We start from the raw sequence: 17,230 nt of genomic DNA, 5'->3' as shown, positions 1-17,230 counted from the left end.
CCGGTGATTTGGGAGTGAGCACGAAGACCTTGTAATCGATGATCAGTCCAGCTTTCTTCGTGGCCTCCATGGTCGGCTTCCATGTCGAATTTAGCCAATCGATGTACTCTTCAAAATGCCCGTACTCAACTCCTATTTCTTGCACGAGAGTGACCGGGCCCTCAGTATACTGGCGCTCATCCTGGGCACGTGCATCAAGCGAAAGTGAGAAAGCTGCGAGACATATGCATAAGATAATAGTCTTAATCATTTTCTGTTCACCTGTTGTGATGTGTCTCTACTCGGCCAACACCCGCACTAGCCTGACCTGTCCCGATGGTTCTTGACATTGACATAGCCGGGCTGTTTGTCCGCCGCGCTCCTCCGGGAGGCAACCATCCTCATTACTTAGGCTTGCGGAACTTCAGGATGAACTGGTCCGTGTGTCCGCGAATCGTCTGGTCGAACACTTTGGCCGTGCGCGGGTCCGCCGGATTGGCGAGAATCGAACTCTCGGAGTCGAACTTGAACCCAACCGCTTCGACCTCTCGGCGCACCGTCGAGGACTCGATACGATGCAGAGTCTCGGTTACTTCGGCGGCAGCGCCCGGAGCGGCGGAATGATCGAGAACTACGTAAAGGCCGCCGGGTTTCAGCGCTTCGTATACCGCCTTGTTAAACGCGGCAGTGTCAACCGGCCCCATGAACTTGTCATGCAGGTCGTGATAGTTTCGGGAAATCCAGAACAGGTCGAGCTTCTCGGGGAACTTTAGTCCTTCGAGCGCCGCGGCAGTCGTAACCGTTACGTTCGGATGGGCGACAGCATAGCCCTGCAGCTCGGCGACTTCCTTAACGAAATGCTCGAACTTGAAGAATGCGGTGGGCTCCACGGCGTAAACGTGACCGCTGGAGCCGACAACGTTGGCGAAGAGGCGCGTGAAATAGCCTTGGTCGGCGACATAGTCGGCAACCTTGTCCCCTGGTTTAATGCCTACGAACACTAAAGTTTCCGCCGGCTTTCGGTCAGCATCCCGTGTGGTGTCAGAGTCCGGGCGCGACGGATCGGCGACCGCCATTGTGGCGGCGGTTGAATTACTTGCGTTGTCCAAGGCAAATGCCCCGGAAACAAGCGCAACGACTGCCACCAAGATAGCCATGATTTTCATATCGATTCCTCTCGTGAATATTCTGCTTTAGCCGCGCCTCTGCCGAATTGGGATCGCATGAGGCATACAGATTCCCGCAAAAACATGTACTTCCTGATATGTTGACGCAAGACAGAAAATTCCACCACTTCATTATTCTCACGATTATAATGCCAGTGCCGCACGATTCTGTTTTTCGTCGGGAGATCGTCTTAGGAGACCCCCATGCTCGAAGACTTACGCGCTCTCGTAGAGTTCGCCCATGCCGGGTCCATCGTCGGTGCAGCCGATCGTCTATTCCGGACGCCCTCTGCGATTACCCGGCAAGTGCAAAGGCTGGAGGCTGCATTGGGTGCCGAGCTGCTCGACCGCTCGGTAAAGCCGCCGCGTCTGAACTCGCTTGGCTCCAGGGTGCTCGAACAAGCGCGAGATCTGCTGCAGCGGACCGAGGCGCTGAAATCTCTTACGTCGAGCGACGCCGAACCTCACGGCCTCTTGCGCATCGGGCTCTCGCATGCCCTGGCCGAGGGGACGCTTATCGAACCTATACAGGCGCTGACTGAGAAATTCCCCAAGGTCCGACTGCAGCTGTCGAGCGCTCTGACCGGCGAATTAATTAACCGGCTGCTCGCCGGTGAACTCGACGTTGCTGCCGTCCTGTTGGCCGAAGGCAGAACCGCGCCTCCACCTCTTCTGACGAATATCATCGCTCGCGACCGAATGGAGATCGTTCAAGGCGCCGCAGGCAACCTTGACGGTGATTGGAAAAGTTTGGGCCGAGCACCCTGGGTGCTCAATCCGCCCGGGTGCGTTCTTCGGGCGAGCCTCATCGATCGGATGGAGCGTGCCGGCTTCACCCCCATGATTGCGGCTGAAATCCACAACATGCACATGCAGCTGGCGTTCGTTCAGGCCGGTTATGGTGTCGGGCTGCTACCCGCTCGCTTTATTGCCAGGAATCATTCTTCCGATCCCGTGAAGGTATTGCGTCCCCCATCGTTTGACCTGCACCGATCCGTCGCGATAGTCCGGGTTGCGCAACTCGGCGCCTTGGGGAAGGCCGTCGAACTGTTGGCACACGGGTTTCGGCAATTGTTTGAGGCTGCCGACACTAAGAAGCCCGTGACGAGGCACCGGAGAGGTGTGCCCGCGAATCGGCGGGCGGTGCGACCACCCAGGTAGTTTGATTCGTGCTGTGGAAAAGCGGGGCTGGATCGCTTGTTCTTGTCGCATTGCGGAACCGTTTGAGGCAAAGACATCCACAATTGGGAAACAGGTACGAGCCGCTGTAATTCCCGAATCGGCATTAGCTGCTAACCTGTGCCGCTGTCAACGCTTACAAGAAGAGCTACTTGAACATGCCTGCCTCAAGCCAGAAGTGAGCCAGCTGCACCTAGGGCGAGTTGCTTGCCGAAAAGTCGCAATGGCTGAGGCCTCACTTTGATGCGCTTCAGTCGCTGGCTTGGGCATTCCATGTTTTGCTGGCACACCAGACGTGTTCGCCGACTTGATGGCCGCCGCAATTCAAAAACGGAATCTCTTTGGTTGGGCGACCGAGCAGGGGATCATTGCGGCCGCTACTTCTTCCTAGGGCTGAGAGTGTAAGACTAAATGGCCCAGGGACAGTCAAACCACCACAGCCGCCCGCCAGTCAGTAGTCCTGGTGTTCGTTACGTATTTGTGTCGTACGCTATGCCTTGCGATGTCAGGAGCATCAGAGGGCCTCATTTCCTAGCGCGGCCTTAGGGATTCACGCATTCATCGTTTTGTCCATTTATTAGCGCCCCTTGCGCTACGAATCCGAATCGCGTTCAGAAAATTTTGTCACACGTTTTAGGGCACAGCCAGAATGCTCAAATTTTGTAACCGATTGAAATTGCTATCTGACGATAAAAACTCTGAACCGCTAAGCTACTGACAAAGCATCAGTAGTTCTAAATTTCACATCTGAAAGTTGCTGAAAAGATGGTGAGCGCGGAAGGAATCGAACCTTCAACCTACTGATTAAGAGTCAGTTGCTCTGCCAATTGAGCTACGCGCCCATCTTTTACGATGAGGATCTGCAATGGACTGGAATGTGCGCCGATTTCAGTGACTCGGAGAGGAAAACGCAGTTTCCAGGGAGAGTCGCACACCAGACGGGCAGCGCATGAAACGCTGACCTCTCAGAATCTTAAATTACAGTGTCAGTATCAGCAAGTCTCGAGCGCTCCAACGCTTTCCAGAGCCGATCCTTTGTGGCCGAGAGGCCCAACCCATGGGCAAATTTCCATTTGGCGCACGCTGCGGTACACTTTTCGTGAACGGAATCCACTGGAAAAAGCCTAGTTCCATCGCCCTTCCAGGCTGAAAATGCCGCCTCTTTCGACCGATAAACCTGAGTATTTCCTGAACCGTGAAGTCTCATGGCTCAAGTTCAATCAGCGCGTATTGGAAGAGGCTGATGACGAAAATAATCCACTTCTCGAGCGGGTGAAGTTCCTCAGCATCACGGCATCAAATCTGGACGAGTTCTTTGAAGTGCGCCTGGCTGGACTTCTGCAGCGCATTGAGGATGGTTACACGACACCCGGTCCTGACGGTTTGCCGCCCGAGCAGGCACTGGACCTGGTGATCAAGCAGACGATTGAATTTGTGGACGCGCAGTATTCGTCGTGGAACGATCGTCTGCGTCCGGCGCTTGCAGAAAATGGCATTCGCATTCTCGAACTCAGTGAGTTGGACACGAATGCTGCGGATTTTCTGAACGACTACTGTGAACGCGAAGTGGATCCGTTGCTCACTCCCATCACCATTGATCCTGCACATCCATTCCCACGTGTAGTCAATAAGGCTTTGTGTCTGGCGTTCCTTTTGCGCCGTCGTCGGCGGTCCTCGGCTGTTTACATGGGAGTGATCACGGTACCGCGGTCACTTCCGCGCATTTTGCGGGTTCCTTCCAGCGAAGGGACTCACGACTACGTATTCCTCGCCGATCTCGTCGCATCGCATGCCGCGAAGATGTATCGCGGATACGAAATCGTATCCGCGGCGGCGTTTCGCGTGACACGCAACAGCAATCTGTATCTACAGGAAGAAGAATCGCGCAATCTGCTGGAATCGGTGCGTACCGAGCTCCACAATCGGCGGAAAGGCGATGCCGTAAGACTCGAGATTGAAGCTTCTGCCGCGCCGGAAATCGTGGAGCGTCTGCGGGGGAACTTCGGACTCGATGAGTGGCAGGTATTCCGAACTAACGGGCCGGTAAACTTGTCCCGCGTCTCCAGCATTTACGAGCAGACTCAGCGCGCCGATCTCAAGTTTAAGCCGTTCGTCCCGCGGGAGCTGCATCTTACGGGCAAGTCGCGCGATATCTTCGAGGAGATCAGGAAGCACGACATCCTGCTGCATCATCCGTTCGATTCATTCAACGCCGTAGTCGGGTTTATCGAAACCGGCGCCGAGGATCCCAATGTCATTTCGATGCGCCAGACTTTGTATCGCACGGGTGAAGAATCTCCGATTGTGCAGGCTTTGAGCGAGGCGGCAGCTAGCAAGGAGGTCACCGTCGTAGTCGAGCTTAAGGCGCGCTTCGACGAAGCCTCGAACATTCGTTGGGCACGCAGTCTTGAGGACGCGGGAGTGCAGGTCTTCCATGGGTTGGTTGGACTCAAGACACATTGCAAGCTCACTCTGCTCGTCCGGCGCGATCCCGATGGCGTCACCCGCAGGTACGCACATCTGGGCACCGGCAATTACAACGCAGTTACGTCCCGCTTCTATACGGATCTGAGTCTTTTCACGGCCAACGAGGAGGTCACGGAAGCAGTACAGGAAGTATTCAATTTCCTCACTGCATACGCTGACCATCCTCATTACGATCCGCTGCTCGTTTCGCCCGTAGATTGTGCGGAACGCACAATTGCATTGATTGAGCGCGAAGCCGATCACGCCAGGGCAAAACGTCCAGCGCGAATTATCGCGAAAATGAATGCGCTGCTGGACAAGTCTGTGATTCAGGCGCTGTATCGCGCGTCGCAGGCAGGAGTGGAAATCGATCTGATCGTTCGCGGCATGTGTGCGCTGCGTCCTGGGATTCGCGGCATCAGCGACCGAATCAGAGTACGCAGCATCGTCGGACGGCTACTTGAGCACAGCCGCATTTATTCCTTTGCGAATGGCGGAGACGAACAACTTTATCTTGGCAGCGCAGACTGGATGCCGCGCAATCTTTATGAGCGAGTGGAGGTCGTTTTTCCGGTGCTGGATCCCCTGCTCGAACAACGAGTTCGGCAGGAGATTTTGGAGTCCTATCTTGCCGACACCGCGAAGACGAGGATTCTGGAACCGAGCGGCGATTACGTCCGCATTGCCTCGCGGGTAAATGGACGCCGTCGCACAGCGCCCGCCTTCAATGCTCAGGAATTCCTGATAGGATTGGCAGAAGGTAACAAGTCGTTGGCAGCAATTCCCCCGTTAAGCCGCCCTCAGCGCTCCCGTTATCGCCCAAGAGTTGAGCAGTTATGATCCTTTATTTCGTTCGTCACGCCAGTGCTGGCCAGAAGAAACTTAGTCCCAGAAAAGATGAAAAACGCCCGCTGGATGCCGAAGGCGTGCATCAATGCACGCAGATGGGCCGCATTCTATCCGCCATGGAAGTTTCCGTGGACGCTGTGATATCGAGCCCACTAAAACGCGCTACTCAGACAGCGTCGTTGATCGCAAATGAGATCGGTCACGAAGGAAAACTGAATCTGGAGAATGCACTTAGGCCGGAAGCGAAATACGAGCATTTTCGCGACCTGCTGCGCAAGTATTCCAAGTACGAATCAGTTGTGCTCGTAGGCCACAATCCAAACTTCAGCGAATTTCTCGGAAGAATGATAGTTGCAAATGGCGATCGTGCGTACCTCGAGCTCAAGAAGGCAGCTGTGGCGAAGGTAGAGTCCGAGCAGAAGAAGTCCGTTCTACATTGGCTGCTCACACAAAGGCTTGCCACGGCGTGCGCCGACGCCAGCGTCGCAGAAGGTTCAAATGCAGGGGTTCTTTCCCAAAATGGCGCAGGCGCAGCAGCATTCGCCGAGTACAGCAAAGGTAAGAAGAAGAAAAAGAAGCCGCCTCAAACCGCCTTAACCACGAGGTCCCGCCCAAAGACATCGCGAAAGTAGCCCCGTTCTTTCTCGGCGGTCCATATTTCAAGATCCATTCCAGGCTTGCCGCGCAGCTCAAGCGTCACCTGCGCTCCCACCTCGCGCACCCGCAGCTTCTGTACGATGCCGCGGCGGCCCTGGTTCAGTGCGCGAGCGAGCCTCAACAGAATGACAGAACGATCGAGAAATTCACGGGTTGACGGACGCAAGTTTCGAAGCTCGCGATCCCGCTCGCTAGGCCGCGACTTTCCCATATAGCGAGCAATCGACGCCACAATGTGCCGTTGCTCAGGTGAAAAGCCAAACAGTTCTGAATTGGCGATGAGATAGTACGTGTGCCGGTGTCTCCCGTTACGATTCACATAGGAACCTAATTCGTGCAGCATCGCCGCCGCAGCGATCCACCCGGCATATTCGGTGGGTAACCCATGAATCCCCTTCAGTGACTTAAATAGTTGCTGTGAGAGATCGCGAACTTGCGTCGCATGGCGTACATCGACGCTGTACCTCTTGCCAAGGGAATGCAGCGCATCCTCTCTCTCAGCTTCTAATTGACGATGTTGTCGGGTTCCGATGTCGGCATCTGCCGCCATCTGCGCGAGCAATCCGTCCCGTAGTCCAAGAGGCGAATATTGGAAGGAGGGTAGGCCATAGTGAACCATCATCTCCGCGAAGACGAAAGCTCCTGCGACAATGATCTCGGACCTCCGAGGCCCGATTCCAGGGAATTGCGAGCGCTCCTGAACTGATTTTTCGGCGAGCTCATGGGCGAGAGTGGTTGCGACCCTACGCGACACAGTGTGCGAGTATTTGGATCTGCCCCGCCAAGCACGAGCAGCGCCGGCCAGCGCCGCAGCTGTGCCCGAGGTAGCGATGGCGAGATCGACTCGGTAACGACGAATCGCTGGAGCAATGCGATTCACCTGCTCTGCTATGTATTCACGTAATCGCGCGATTTCTTTCGTCTTTGCAGGATCGTGCAACAGAAACTCCTGCGTTAGTCGCACAGCGCCCAGAGGCAGACTGAACATCTCGCGAATGTGCCCGCGTTCGGAAATGGTAATCTCGCAACTGCCGCCGCCGAGATCGAACATAAGTACATCTTTATTCTCGATGCGGGCGTTGGAGAGCACGCCGAGATGGATAAGCCGGCCCTCCTCCAAGCCGGAGATGATTTCGATCTTCCAGCCAACAGCGGACTTGACCCATTCGATCAGCGCCCTGGAGTTTTTGGCGTCGCGCAACGGGCTCGTGCTCACCACCCGCACCTGCTCGACGCGAAATTTCTGCGCAGTCCGATAAAAGCGTGTGAGGACTTTCACGGTGTGCGCCATAGCGTCGGGGGCGAGCACGTTATTGCGAAATACGGATTCGCCAAGGCGGGTTACTTCTCGGTCCTCGTGAATCACGCGGAACCTTCGCCGCGTGAGTTCAGCGATTTTGAGTCGAACGGAATTTGCGCCGATATCTACTGCCGCAAAGACGGGCATGGGGATTAGGATCTGTCAGAAATGCTCAGGCTGCCTGGGAAGAGCTGCGGCCCGAACGTGCACGCCTAGGTTCCTTTTTCGGAACGGGACCTCTCGCGATGAGAAGCTTCTGCTCACAGTTGGCAACAGCTCGCAACGACTCTTGATACTTCTTCTGTGTTCGCTCCAAGAGCTTGGTGTGCAGAGGAGAGTCCCCAAGAACTTCTTGTGCTACCTCCGACAGCGTGAGGTAATCGTGCCATTCTCCAATAACGTCCTGAACCCCTTTCCAGGCTGCAATGAGGATCTCTCCTTCAGGAGTCTCTCCTGCAAGCTCGGCGGTATACCGAAAGCGCTTACACTCAAGCCGATATTCGTGCAGGTTCTCTGGAGAGAGAGGCCCACGCTGCTGCACGAATGCGCGGTACTCCTGTAAGGCAAGCTTTGTGCTGTCGTCGATCATAGGCCTGGGCTCTTTCGCTTGAGCTTGCGGTGCGTTGAGCACCCGCAAAGCGCGCGAGATGCTGCTCAGAATCGAATCGCGGAGCAGCGATTTCAACTTCTTACGGTAAGACTTTCGACGTGTCTTCCGCTCCTTCTTAAGCTTTGTCTTCTCGGCGGACCTTACTCCGGCGAGATTCTCCAGCAGTTCGAGGTGGATTTCAGTGTCACGCAACTTACCGGTAGCTTTCCGCAATCTGTCGAGAAACTTGAGGGCTTGTTGCTGCTCCGGGTCGATGTGAGGGTGAGAGACGTCATTCCAAGCCTGAAAGCGCCGCAAGCTGGTCCGATAAAAGTGCGCGCCCTTGGAGGTAGGCTGCTGCCGCAAATTCGCTATAGAAGCCAGCAACCGTTCAGGTGGCGAGTGGAATTCATCCTTGGCAGCTTTGCTGATCACTGGCATGCGGAGCTAGAAGATAAACGAGTGACGGACAGGATGCAATTTCGGACTGCCGAGTCCCCTGAATGCTGACAAGCTGAATTTACCTGCTCAGGGAAAAAAGTAGGGAATTTTTCCCGTAGAAAAAACTTTTGATTGCGCAAGCCGCATAAACACAGGGGATTCTCAGCTGACCAGGGAATTAGCAAAGAAATAGCAGGGAATTCCTCCGATAACCTCCCATACCAAAGTGCGGGATCGGCTAGAACGTGAACGCCAGACCACCCCGCACCGCCCGCGCAGCTTGCACCAGGTAAAGAGTTCGTCCATCGGGACTCAGGAAGGGTCGATAGCCCTGAGCCAGCAGGTTACGAACGTTAAGCACCGCTTCGATATGCCCAGGGATGAAGGATCCCCCGGGTATCGGCTGGCGAATCACTACACTGAAGAACGGATCGGCGTGTCCCGGAGAAGCGTTAAAGACATCGACCGGAGTCACTGCGTTGGAACTTGTGAATTTATAGGACGCTGCCCAGCGCGTGCCGGATTCCGGAATCAGGCCATTCAACTTCGCGGTAACGGAGTGCGCATCTTCAACCCGAAGCGCTTCACGGAGATCGGTCCAGGATCCGGTCGAATTCCAGTCTGGAGCGGAGACGGCGCCTCCATACGCGTAGTCAAGCAGGGCGGTCAGTTCGCGCGAGAAAGTATGTTCGGCTACGAGGCGCACTCCGCGAGTCTCAAGGTTCCCGCCGTTAAAAGTGAAAGTATCGGAAGAGACGTCAGGGATTACGTCGGAGGCGATTGAGGAAACATCGCCAGAGCCAGTTAGAGCGAGGTTGGAGATGCGGTCAAAGAAGACGGCAGCCTGGAACTTTGTGTTGCCACGCTTGCGTGAGATTGCTATCTCCTGGTGACGAGCACGTTCGAGAGCAGGCGCATAGTTCACGACCGACATCCGGGGCATGGGTACAGATTCGTCATCGCCGCCGTTATCGAGTGCGCGGTCGAAAGCGCTCGTCGGCTCCGCAGTGGCATAGCGGTATTCCACGACCATGTCCTTGCCCAGATGAACTCCGGCGGTAGCAAATGGGCGCACTCCACTGATGTGGCGGATGAACTGAACACCCTGCACTTCACTGCCATAGCTCAGATCAATCAGACCGCCAACGTTCGTCGTATTCGAGAAAGTGAAAGCGATAGAACTGAGCGCGTTGGTAGCTGCACTACCCTGCGGGGCTGTGCGTCGCAGCGTTACTGCAACGGTCGGAGTCTCGCCGTTTGCAAACTGGTGTTTGTAGGCAGTGCGGATCACCCCAGCCGGCTGACCATTTCCGTTGCCTACCCGGCCGTCGAAGGACAAAGTGTCTGCCGAGAACAACGCTTGCCGCACATCAAAACTCGTTCCGTAATCTGGAGCGCTGCCGAATCCGTCAGCCTGGGCTCCCGCCACGAATGCGACTTTGCCTTTCACGCTATGGCTGTCGCGATTTTCACCGACCGCGGAGGTAGAGATGATAAGTCCCTGATCATTATCGAAGCGAAGAATGGGCCGATTGGCCGCCGACCGGAGAATCCACTTCCAGTCATCCTGATCCTGTTCAGAAGCCTGGCGAGGAGGCAGGAAGCGAATTGCCTCTGCCAAGGTATTGAGCGTCACGTTAATGACGGCTCTTCCTCCCGAACGAATCACGACATTTTCAACGAGTGAGGGTAGAAACGAGGCTGCTGTAACTTTAAGGCGGTAACTTCCCGGGGTAAGGCTCGGGATTTGGAACGAACCTGCCTGGCTCGTGAAGGCGACAAAAGGTTGCAACGTCCCGGCAGCGAAGACCTCGACCAAGGCCCCCATTTGCGGAGTCCCGTCGGCGCTCTTCACCATGCCTGCAATAGAGCCCGAGGTCGCAGCGCATACTGGGAGCGCTGCGCCTAACAGCACAACCAACCACTTGAGCCGGTTTGCCATTTATCCACCCCTGGATATCGAACTCGTATCGGCTCCTCTTGCGAAGCCCGACGGTTCATGCCGAATCGCTCAGTCCCAGTACGACTGGACTCCAGTTCCTACTTACTGCACCAGGAACTTCGCCGTTGGAGCGATCGACTGCTTGGAGATATTGTCGTTCACCTTGATCGTCAACTCGTACATGCCGGGTTCGAGACTCGCCAGTGACATGCTCTTCTCAAGCGTAATCTGTTCGCCGGAATTGCCGAGTTGATCGGTCGTTTCCACTGTGTGCACAACAGCCTTTTTCGTGGCTGAGTTCACGATGTCGTATTCAATTTGCGCTGAAGACTTCTTACTCTGATCGCTGACCCCAAGGTTGTAGACCTGCATCCAGAAGTTAAGCTTCTGGTTGCGATTGAATTTAGCTGGAGTGCCATCGGCGCCGTCGAGCCGAGGCCGAACCTTGGTAGTGCCGATTACGAAGTTCCCGGCTCCTACGGACTTGGACGGAACTTTCTCCATCACGTCAGCAAGGATAAGCGTCGAGTTGGTTAATCCCTTGTCGTCGCTCATGTCGGGAACCGTGATTCCGCGCGACCACGTTCCCATGCGGTCGCCATTTACGTCCTTTACAACGATGTCGAAACGATAGCGGCCCGGACGCAGCGGCAGAGCCTTCCAGTAGATAGAAGAGTTCTCGAGAATCTTTGGCAGCAGCTCCACTGGCTGATCGTCCTGCACCGTATCTTCGAATGTCTGAGCGATGCGCCCAGTGAGAGTGGTGACGCGACCGTAGATATTCAGCGTTCCGCGCTCCACGCCATCCTTGTTGACGTAGGTAACATTCTTCTTCCGGATTTGAAGAGTAACTGGTACCAAAACGGTATCGCTGGTTACACGCACGAAATCAGCACGAACGTCGAAGGGAAGAAGGTTGTAGCGGACCTTACTGGTAACAACTTCGTCCAGATCCTTAAACTTAATCGCCGGGGGACGATTCAACTTGGCGAACGTCTCCAGGCGGTCGAACTGCTTGCTTTGGAGATCCTGATTGAACGGGCCGGCTCCCAGTTGCTCAAGGCCGCTGTTGGTAAATCGGTCGGCTTTGTTCGCAAGTCCCATCTGCTCGTATTGCGTCAGACCCGCGCCGGGAACGTTCTTCAGCGCGTCCTTTTCGGAGCGGTCGATTGTCATGTGATAGTCGCCGCACATGCAGGTATCTACGAACTCGATAATGATTTCCTGCCCGATCCCCTCTAGATAGCGATAACGCCAGGTTTCAAATGGATATGTCGAAGTCTCGCCCCCGCCCTCTTCCTGGGGACGGTTGTAAGTGCCGCCGCTGGGATGCGACTCGATCTCGTCGGGCTTGCCATACATGATGTACATGCGCCCGCGGTCGGTCTTCCAGCCGGGAATACCGGCAGGAAAATGCTCGTTGGCGTAGGCGATGCGCTGGTAGTGCTCTTCTTTGAATTCATTCTCGACCGTGTCAGGAGTTGGATCGCGACGTGCCCAGAACGCTTCAATGAAGTTGTCGCGTTCTTCATCATTCGACAGTTGCTTGAAGGCAGACTTCTCTTCGTCACTGATGATGTAGCGCACGTCTTCGTCGAGCCACTTCTTATAAACCTTCTGGACTTCCTGGTTGAAGCGCTTTTGCTGCTCTTTCTTTTGCTTGTCGGTCAACTGCCGGTTGCGCTTGTCAACGTCCGGAGAACTCTGATCTTTCTCAGTTGCTTTAGTCGTTGCTGCCGACTGATCTGTCGGGGTAGTGCTGGAGACATCCGCAGAAGCGGTTTGTGCTACCAGCGAACCCGACAAAACTAACAGTAGAAAAAAAAGAATAAGGCCCGAAGATTTGCGGATAAATGGCGAATCCATACTGCAACCCACTCCCGAGAGACACACGTTGGGCCTCACTATTCTAGGCACTTCCCCGCGCAGGAGCAAGCAAACCGTCACAATTTTCCGAGGTCGAATAGGCCAGAGTCTCTGAGCAAAAGTTTACACCTCCGATGGAGCGAAACTCACGCTATAATTCTCATTCCCGGCTAGTTGAGTTATTCCTCGCCTGTCCCCAGCCGTAGGACTGTCTATCCTCGACTGCCTAGAGAAACTTTTTGTCCGAAGTTGGCGTATCACTGCCTGGAGGGTGCATGCCAGACACGCAAACACTTGATCTGCCGGTTGGTGGCGGCCCCAGACCTTCTGTTGTCACCAGCACTTACGGCGACCCGGAGCGCAAGAAGAGCAGCAAAACCAAGAAGATCATCATCGCGATTGCAGTGGCTGTCGTCTTGGTGGCGCTGATTGCAGTCAGCGTCCGGAGTAGCCAAAGCAATGTCACCACCGTGACGACCGCAAAAGTCGTCCGCGAGGACATCTCGAGCGTGGTGACAGGTTCTGGGGAGATCAAGGCCAAGACCTACGTCAACATAGGAGCCCAGGGTTTCGGCAAGATCGTGAAGCTGTACGTAAAGGAAGGCGAGACCGTAAGGCGAGGTCAAAAGCTCGCGCAACTCGAGAATGTCCAGAGCTCGGCGGATGTGAATGCGCAACAAGCGGGCATCGAAACCGCTCAGAAAGACCTCGACTCGGCTAATGCCGCCATCGACACTTCAATCGCCGAACTTGCCCGCGACAAGGCAGACCTGGAACAGAAGACTCTCGACTACAACCGCGCGAAAGACCTTTATCAAAGCCAGCTCATCTCGAAGTCGGACTTCGACGCCAGAAAGGCTGCTTACGACGTTGCCGCGGCGACACTGACTGCAGCGCAAGCCAAGGTTTCGCAGATGAACGCGCAAAGAGCCTCCAGCGTTGGGCGCGTGAGCCAGGCGAATGCAACTCTGCGCAAACTGACCGACGTCTTAGGCAAGACCGAATACGTCGCGCCCTTCGACGGCATCGTTACGAACCTTCCGGTGCGCGAAGGCGAAACCGTGGTTGTCGGAATCCAGAATTCGCCAGGCAGCACTCTCATGACGCTGGCCGACATGTCGGTAGTAACAGCGGAGGTTCGCGTTGACGAAACCGATATCGTGAATGTGAAACTCGGCGAAAGCGTGGATGTAACTATTGACGCGCTTCCCGATAAGGTGTTCAAAGGCCGCGTAACCGAAATCGGCGATCAGGCCCTGGTGCGCTCCTCCGGAGTCGCTACTTCGCAGACTACAGCGGGAACTCAGGAAGCGAAGGACTTCAAAGTAGTGGTCACGCTCGATAGCCCTCCGGAAAACCTGCGACCTGGATTTTCGACCACGGCGAAGATCACCACGGCCAGCAAGAGTAACGTGATCGCAATTCCAATTCAGGCCTTGACAGTACGAACTCAAGGCGACCTGGATGCACAACGTACGGCCGCTGCGGGGAAAAAAGGCTCTGGCGCAAACGCTAAAGCGTCTCAAACTGGCACAAGCGATCCTAAAAGCAAGAAGGAAGTTCAAGGTATTTTCGTAGTCGATAAGACCACCAAAAAGGTCGATTTCAAGCCGGTTGAGACCGGAATTCAAGGCTCGACCGATATGGAAATCACCGGCGGGCTGAACGAGGGTCAGGAGATTGTTACGGGAAGCTATAAAGTCCTGCGCACTCTGAAGGTCGGCGCCAAGGTAAAAGTAGATAACAGCATCGCGAAAAAGGACGACAACTCCTAGTAACCGTGGCTATTTTGGAACGTCTATAGCGTGAATAGGGTGTTTTCGTCCAATATTGGGGAACCGAATTTAGCGTCTCCCCGTATTGGTGTTAGGAGACCGGAATGGCAACGCAAATGGCAGAACTAACGACGATGGACGCAATTAGCACCCGGCCAGCGACCTCCACCATCATCAAGGTCGAGGATCTCTGGAAGACTTACGACATGGGTTCAGAGCAGCAGGTGCATGCGTTGCGCGGCGTCAGTATCGACATTAAGCGGAATGAATACGTTGCCATCATGGGCCCCTCCGGCTCCGGCAAATCGACGTTGATGAATCTGATTGGATGTCTGGATTCACCCAGCAAAGGCAGTTACTGGCTTAATGGACATCTGGTAAGCGAGCTGGACGACGACGAACTTGCCCGCATCCGCAACAAAGAAATTGGATTCGTCTTCCAGACCTTCAACCTGCTGGCTCGTGCTACAGCTCTGCACAACGTCGAGCTACCTCTGATCTACAACGGAACACCCTCGGAAGAGCGAATCAGACGCGCCAAAGAAGCCCTGCGCAAAGTGGATCTTGAGCCACGCATGATGCACAAGCCGAACGAGCTCTCCGGCGGTCAGCGCCAGAGAGTCGCAATCGCGCGCGCCTTGGTAAACAATCCTTCCATCCTGCTTGCCGACGAGCCGACCGGAAACCTCGATTCCCAAACCGGCAACGAGATCATGGCGCTAATGGATCACCTGCATGCGCAAGGAAACACCATCGTACTGGTTACCCACGAACACGACGTTTCCGAGTACGCGCATCGCGTGATTTACATCCGCGACGGCGTGATTGCAGATGACCGCAAGACCGGGCGGCAGGTTTAAGGCGTAACTGCGCGAGGATCTCGTCGCGATTAAGCTACGCAAAAATCAGGCGTCCTTTGGGGACAGGGATTGATCTGCCAAGGTCGCGCGCCGTGGTTATCCATTCCTGAATTACAGTCTCGGCATTGGCGAGGGCCTCTTGCTGCGTCTTACCGTCCGCAGCACAGCCGGGCAGCTCAGGCACCTCGGCGATAAAAGCCTGATCGTCCTCGCTCCAATAGATAATGATTTCGTACTTATTCATTTTCTCCGCCCAGTTTGTATTTCAGAATGATAGCCCGAACTTGCTTGACTTGATACGGTTTTGCTTTCGAGCCGACTGCCTGCAGATTGATGATTTCCTGAATGCCCGTCTTGAAAAGAATATGGTGACTACCGCGAACTCTCTCCTCGAAACCTAGATACTTCAAGAGTCTGAGCAACTCAGAGAAGGAGATGTTCGCGTCTGACCTGCCGCTTAGTATCGTGGCGATCAACTTGTCGGATCCCGTCATCGTGTTCTGAAAGATACCAGACTGCATTCGCCGCTATTCACATGCACTCACGGTTCGGAAATCATTCTCTATGACAGCCTTCTCAGGCTGTCCGCTTCTTGCCTCACCAGTAGAACTTCACTTCTCGAGTTCCTTCAGGGGCTACTGCCACGCTCGGTGAGGTGGGACGCCGGGACGACGTTTCCCGATCTGGGCGAACGGCAAGAGAAGGTTGTCTGTTCGCGGGAAGATCCAGCTTGTACGTGTATGCTGTAAGTTCGCGAATCGGTATGGTGAGCGGACGATCGAGGACCATCTCTACGGGCGTTCCTACAGGCAGGCCGATGTCGTCGCCGCGATTGAACAAGACTTTCCCGACGCCGAATCCCACGCCGATTAGAGATCCCATTCCAGCGCCGAAGGCTCCGCGACTAATCGAGCCGATTGCCGCCCCTGCTGCTACTGACTTGACGATGCTAGCCGCGTCTTTATCGATTTGATCGACAGGCTGAATGGCGCCTTCGCGCTTGTTCTCATAGAGTCCAGATCCCGGCAGGCTCTGCAAACTGCCTGCTATGGACGCCGTATAGTTGCTCGGCAGAATCAGGGTCGTAAGGTGAAACTGAAGCTGGCTGCGGCCCTTCACGCGTCCCGGACGCTCTTGCCTTTCCACTACACCCTGCACCAGAGTCTTCGCGGGAATCGCGATGCGATTCTGCTCAATTACATCGGCCATCGTCTCCAGGTAAAGCCCTGAACCAGCCTGCGCCGAGACAGTATTCAAGGGGCTCCTCAGGCTCATCAGCACGGTTGTACCCGCCGGAATCGTGATGGAAGAGGTTGTCGATTCCTCGACACCGGCTGGCTGCGCAGCCTGCTCCACGACGGGCGCAGGCCGTACGAGAAACTGGCCAGCAGCAGTTCCCTGCTGACAGATGAGCACTGCCATGACTGGAAAAAGAAGTAGCGGAAAACGAATCATCGTCGATTCTCCCTGCGCAATCTTTCGCTTCGATTCAGAGGATAGGGTTTGCGGAGGAAGCAGCGATGGCGCTTTGTGACACTTTCTTGAATGTCACAGCCGGTCACGCAATCCGCGAGCAACATGGAAATTCCCTGGTATGGCACTCGTGAAAGTGTCACAAAGCTCTCAGGAATTCGAAACCAGCTTTGTAGTGTTGCTTCTCATGCGATACCGTACAATCGTTTCTTCCCTCCTTTGCGCAGGATTTTTCCTTTCGAGCAGCCAGGCTCTAACTGGGGACTGGCTGGCAGTGCAGGCTATTCCACCGGGCTCCTGCATCTCCGTGAAGATTCAGGGCATCACCGTCAGGTGTTTTTTCTTCAACGCGACGGATACTGAACTGTTTTGCGAGGAACACAGGCTGACTAGGTCCCCCTCCGGCGGCGCAGTTGTACATAACTTCGACCTGAATCGTCAAAGCATTCGCCAGATTCGCCTGGAGCACCCGATTAAGAGCGCTTTTCTCGGAGCGGTTATCGGTACCGTAATAGGAGCTGGCATTGGAGCAGCATTGGCGAACGGCCCCAAGCCGGATCCCGAAACTCAGGTGTACGATCCACTCTACCTGGGGATTATCTCGGGAATCGTCGGAGGTAAGATCATGCACCATATTTCGATTCCCCATGGAAAAGTTGTGTATCGGCGCTGAGCGGAAGACTTCTGA

15 protein-coding genes and 1 tRNA gene are annotated in these 17,230 nt (G+C 55.1%); 6 read left to right on the top strand and 10 right to left on the bottom strand.

The window, feature by feature from the left end; genetic code table 11:
• Positions 1 to 250 (bottom strand): hypothetical protein (locus VNX88_14000; GenBank protein HWY69778.1); only part of this gene is annotated, 250 nt, incomplete at its 3' end.
• Positions 251 to 383: 133 nt separating this feature from the next.
• The gene (locus VNX88_13995; protein ID HWY69777.1) at positions 384 to 1,145 is read right to left on the bottom strand and encodes a hypothetical protein; all 762 of its coding nucleotides are present in this window, start codon (positions 1,143 to 1,145) and stop codon (positions 384 to 386) included.
• 204 nt (positions 1,146 to 1,349) lie between these two features.
• On the opposite strand from VNX88_13995, the gene VNX88_13990 reads away from it, so the two are divergent.
• Positions 1,350 to 2,306, top strand: a complete 957-nt coding sequence (locus VNX88_13990; protein HWY69776.1) for a LysR family transcriptional regulator — start codon at positions 1,350 to 1,352, stop codon at positions 2,304 to 2,306.
• A gap of 784 nt (positions 2,307 to 3,090) precedes the next feature.
• Here the strand turns inward: VNX88_13990 and VNX88_13985 are convergent.
• A tRNA-Lys gene (locus VNX88_13985) sits at positions 3,091 to 3,166 on the bottom strand.
• A gap of 310 nt (positions 3,167 to 3,476) precedes the next feature.
• Between VNX88_13985 and ppk1 the strand changes: the two genes are divergently transcribed.
• Positions 3,477 to 5,630 (top strand): polyphosphate kinase 1, encoded by a 2,154-nt coding sequence (ppk1, locus tag VNX88_13980; protein HWY69775.1) that lies wholly within the window; start codon positions 3,477 to 3,479, stop codon positions 5,628 to 5,630.
• Positions 5,627 to 6,271, top strand: coding sequence for a phosphohistidine phosphatase SixA (sixA, locus tag VNX88_13975; GenBank protein HWY69774.1), 645 nt, complete (start codon positions 5,627 to 5,629; stop codon positions 6,269 to 6,271). The genes ppk1 and sixA overlap by 4 nt, the downstream gene beginning before the upstream one ends.
• Here the strand turns inward: sixA and VNX88_13970 are convergent.
• The 4 genes from VNX88_13970 to VNX88_13955 all read right to left on the bottom strand — a co-directional run bounded on the left by VNX88_13970 (position 6,223) and on the right by VNX88_13955 (position 12,434).
• A complete protein-coding gene (locus VNX88_13970; GenBank protein HWY69773.1) occupies positions 6,223 to 7,743 on the bottom strand; it encodes a Ppx/GppA phosphatase family protein in 1,521 nt (506 codons plus the stop codon). The genes sixA and VNX88_13970 overlap by 49 nt on opposite strands.
• 25 nt (positions 7,744 to 7,768) lie before the next feature.
• The gene (locus VNX88_13965) at positions 7,769 to 8,626 is read right to left on the bottom strand and encodes a CHAD domain-containing protein (GenBank protein ID HWY69772.1); all 858 of its coding nucleotides are present in this window, start codon (positions 8,624 to 8,626) and stop codon (positions 7,769 to 7,771) included.
• Between the two features lie 238 nt (positions 8,627 to 8,864).
• Entirely contained in the window at positions 8,865 to 10,568 is a 1,704-nt protein-coding gene (locus VNX88_13960; protein ID HWY69771.1) for a TonB-dependent receptor, read from the bottom strand.
• A 102-nt stretch (positions 10,569 to 10,670) separates the two neighbouring features.
• Positions 10,671 to 12,434: a GWxTD domain-containing protein gene (locus tag VNX88_13955; protein ID HWY69770.1), complete on the bottom strand. Its 1,764-nt coding sequence runs from the start codon at positions 12,432 to 12,434 to the stop codon at positions 10,671 to 10,673.
• 275 nt (positions 12,435 to 12,709) lie between these two features.
• Between VNX88_13955 and VNX88_13950 the strand changes: the two genes are divergently transcribed.
• Both VNX88_13950 and VNX88_13945 read left to right on the top strand, forming a co-directional pair.
• Positions 12,710 to 14,209 carry an efflux RND transporter periplasmic adaptor subunit gene (locus VNX88_13950; protein HWY69769.1) on the top strand — a complete coding sequence of 500 codons (1,500 nt, stop codon included), beginning with the start codon at positions 12,710 to 12,712 and terminating at the stop codon, positions 14,207 to 14,209.
• 104 nt (positions 14,210 to 14,313) lie between these two features.
• Positions 14,314 to 15,069: an ABC transporter ATP-binding protein gene (locus VNX88_13945; GenBank protein HWY69768.1), complete on the top strand. Its 756-nt coding sequence runs from the start codon at positions 14,314 to 14,316 to the stop codon at positions 15,067 to 15,069.
• 34 nt (positions 15,070 to 15,103) lie between these two features.
• Here VNX88_13945 and VNX88_13940 read toward each other — a convergent pair whose 3' ends face one another.
• From VNX88_13940 to VNX88_13930, 3 genes are all read right to left on the bottom strand, one after another.
• On the bottom strand, positions 15,104 to 15,313 hold the full coding sequence (locus VNX88_13940) for a type II toxin-antitoxin system HicB family antitoxin (protein HWY69767.1): 210 nt from the start codon (positions 15,311 to 15,313) through the stop codon (positions 15,104 to 15,106).
• On the bottom strand, positions 15,306 to 15,590 hold the full coding sequence (locus VNX88_13935; GenBank protein HWY69766.1) for a type II toxin-antitoxin system HicA family toxin: 285 nt from the start codon (positions 15,588 to 15,590) through the stop codon (positions 15,306 to 15,308). The genes VNX88_13940 and VNX88_13935 overlap by 8 nt, the downstream gene beginning before the upstream one ends.
• A gap of 76 nt (positions 15,591 to 15,666) precedes the next feature.
• Complete coding sequence (locus tag VNX88_13930; protein HWY69765.1) at positions 15,667 to 16,524, bottom strand: hypothetical protein; 858 nt, start codon at positions 16,522 to 16,524, stop codon at positions 15,667 to 15,669.
• Positions 16,525 to 16,729: 205 nt separating this feature from the next.
• Between VNX88_13930 and VNX88_13925 the strand changes: the two genes are divergently transcribed.
• Entirely contained in the window at positions 16,730 to 17,215 is a 486-nt protein-coding gene (locus VNX88_13925; protein HWY69764.1) for a hypothetical protein, read from the top strand.
• Positions 17,216 to 17,230: the final 15 nt, after the last annotated feature.

Source organism: Terriglobales bacterium (genome assembly GCA_035567895.1).
Lineage (GTDB): Bacteria > Acidobacteriota > Terriglobia > Terriglobales > Acidobacteriaceae > Gp1-AA112.
Note: the sequence above shows the minus strand (reverse complement) of the source record. Positions and strands in the feature narration are given on the sequence as shown.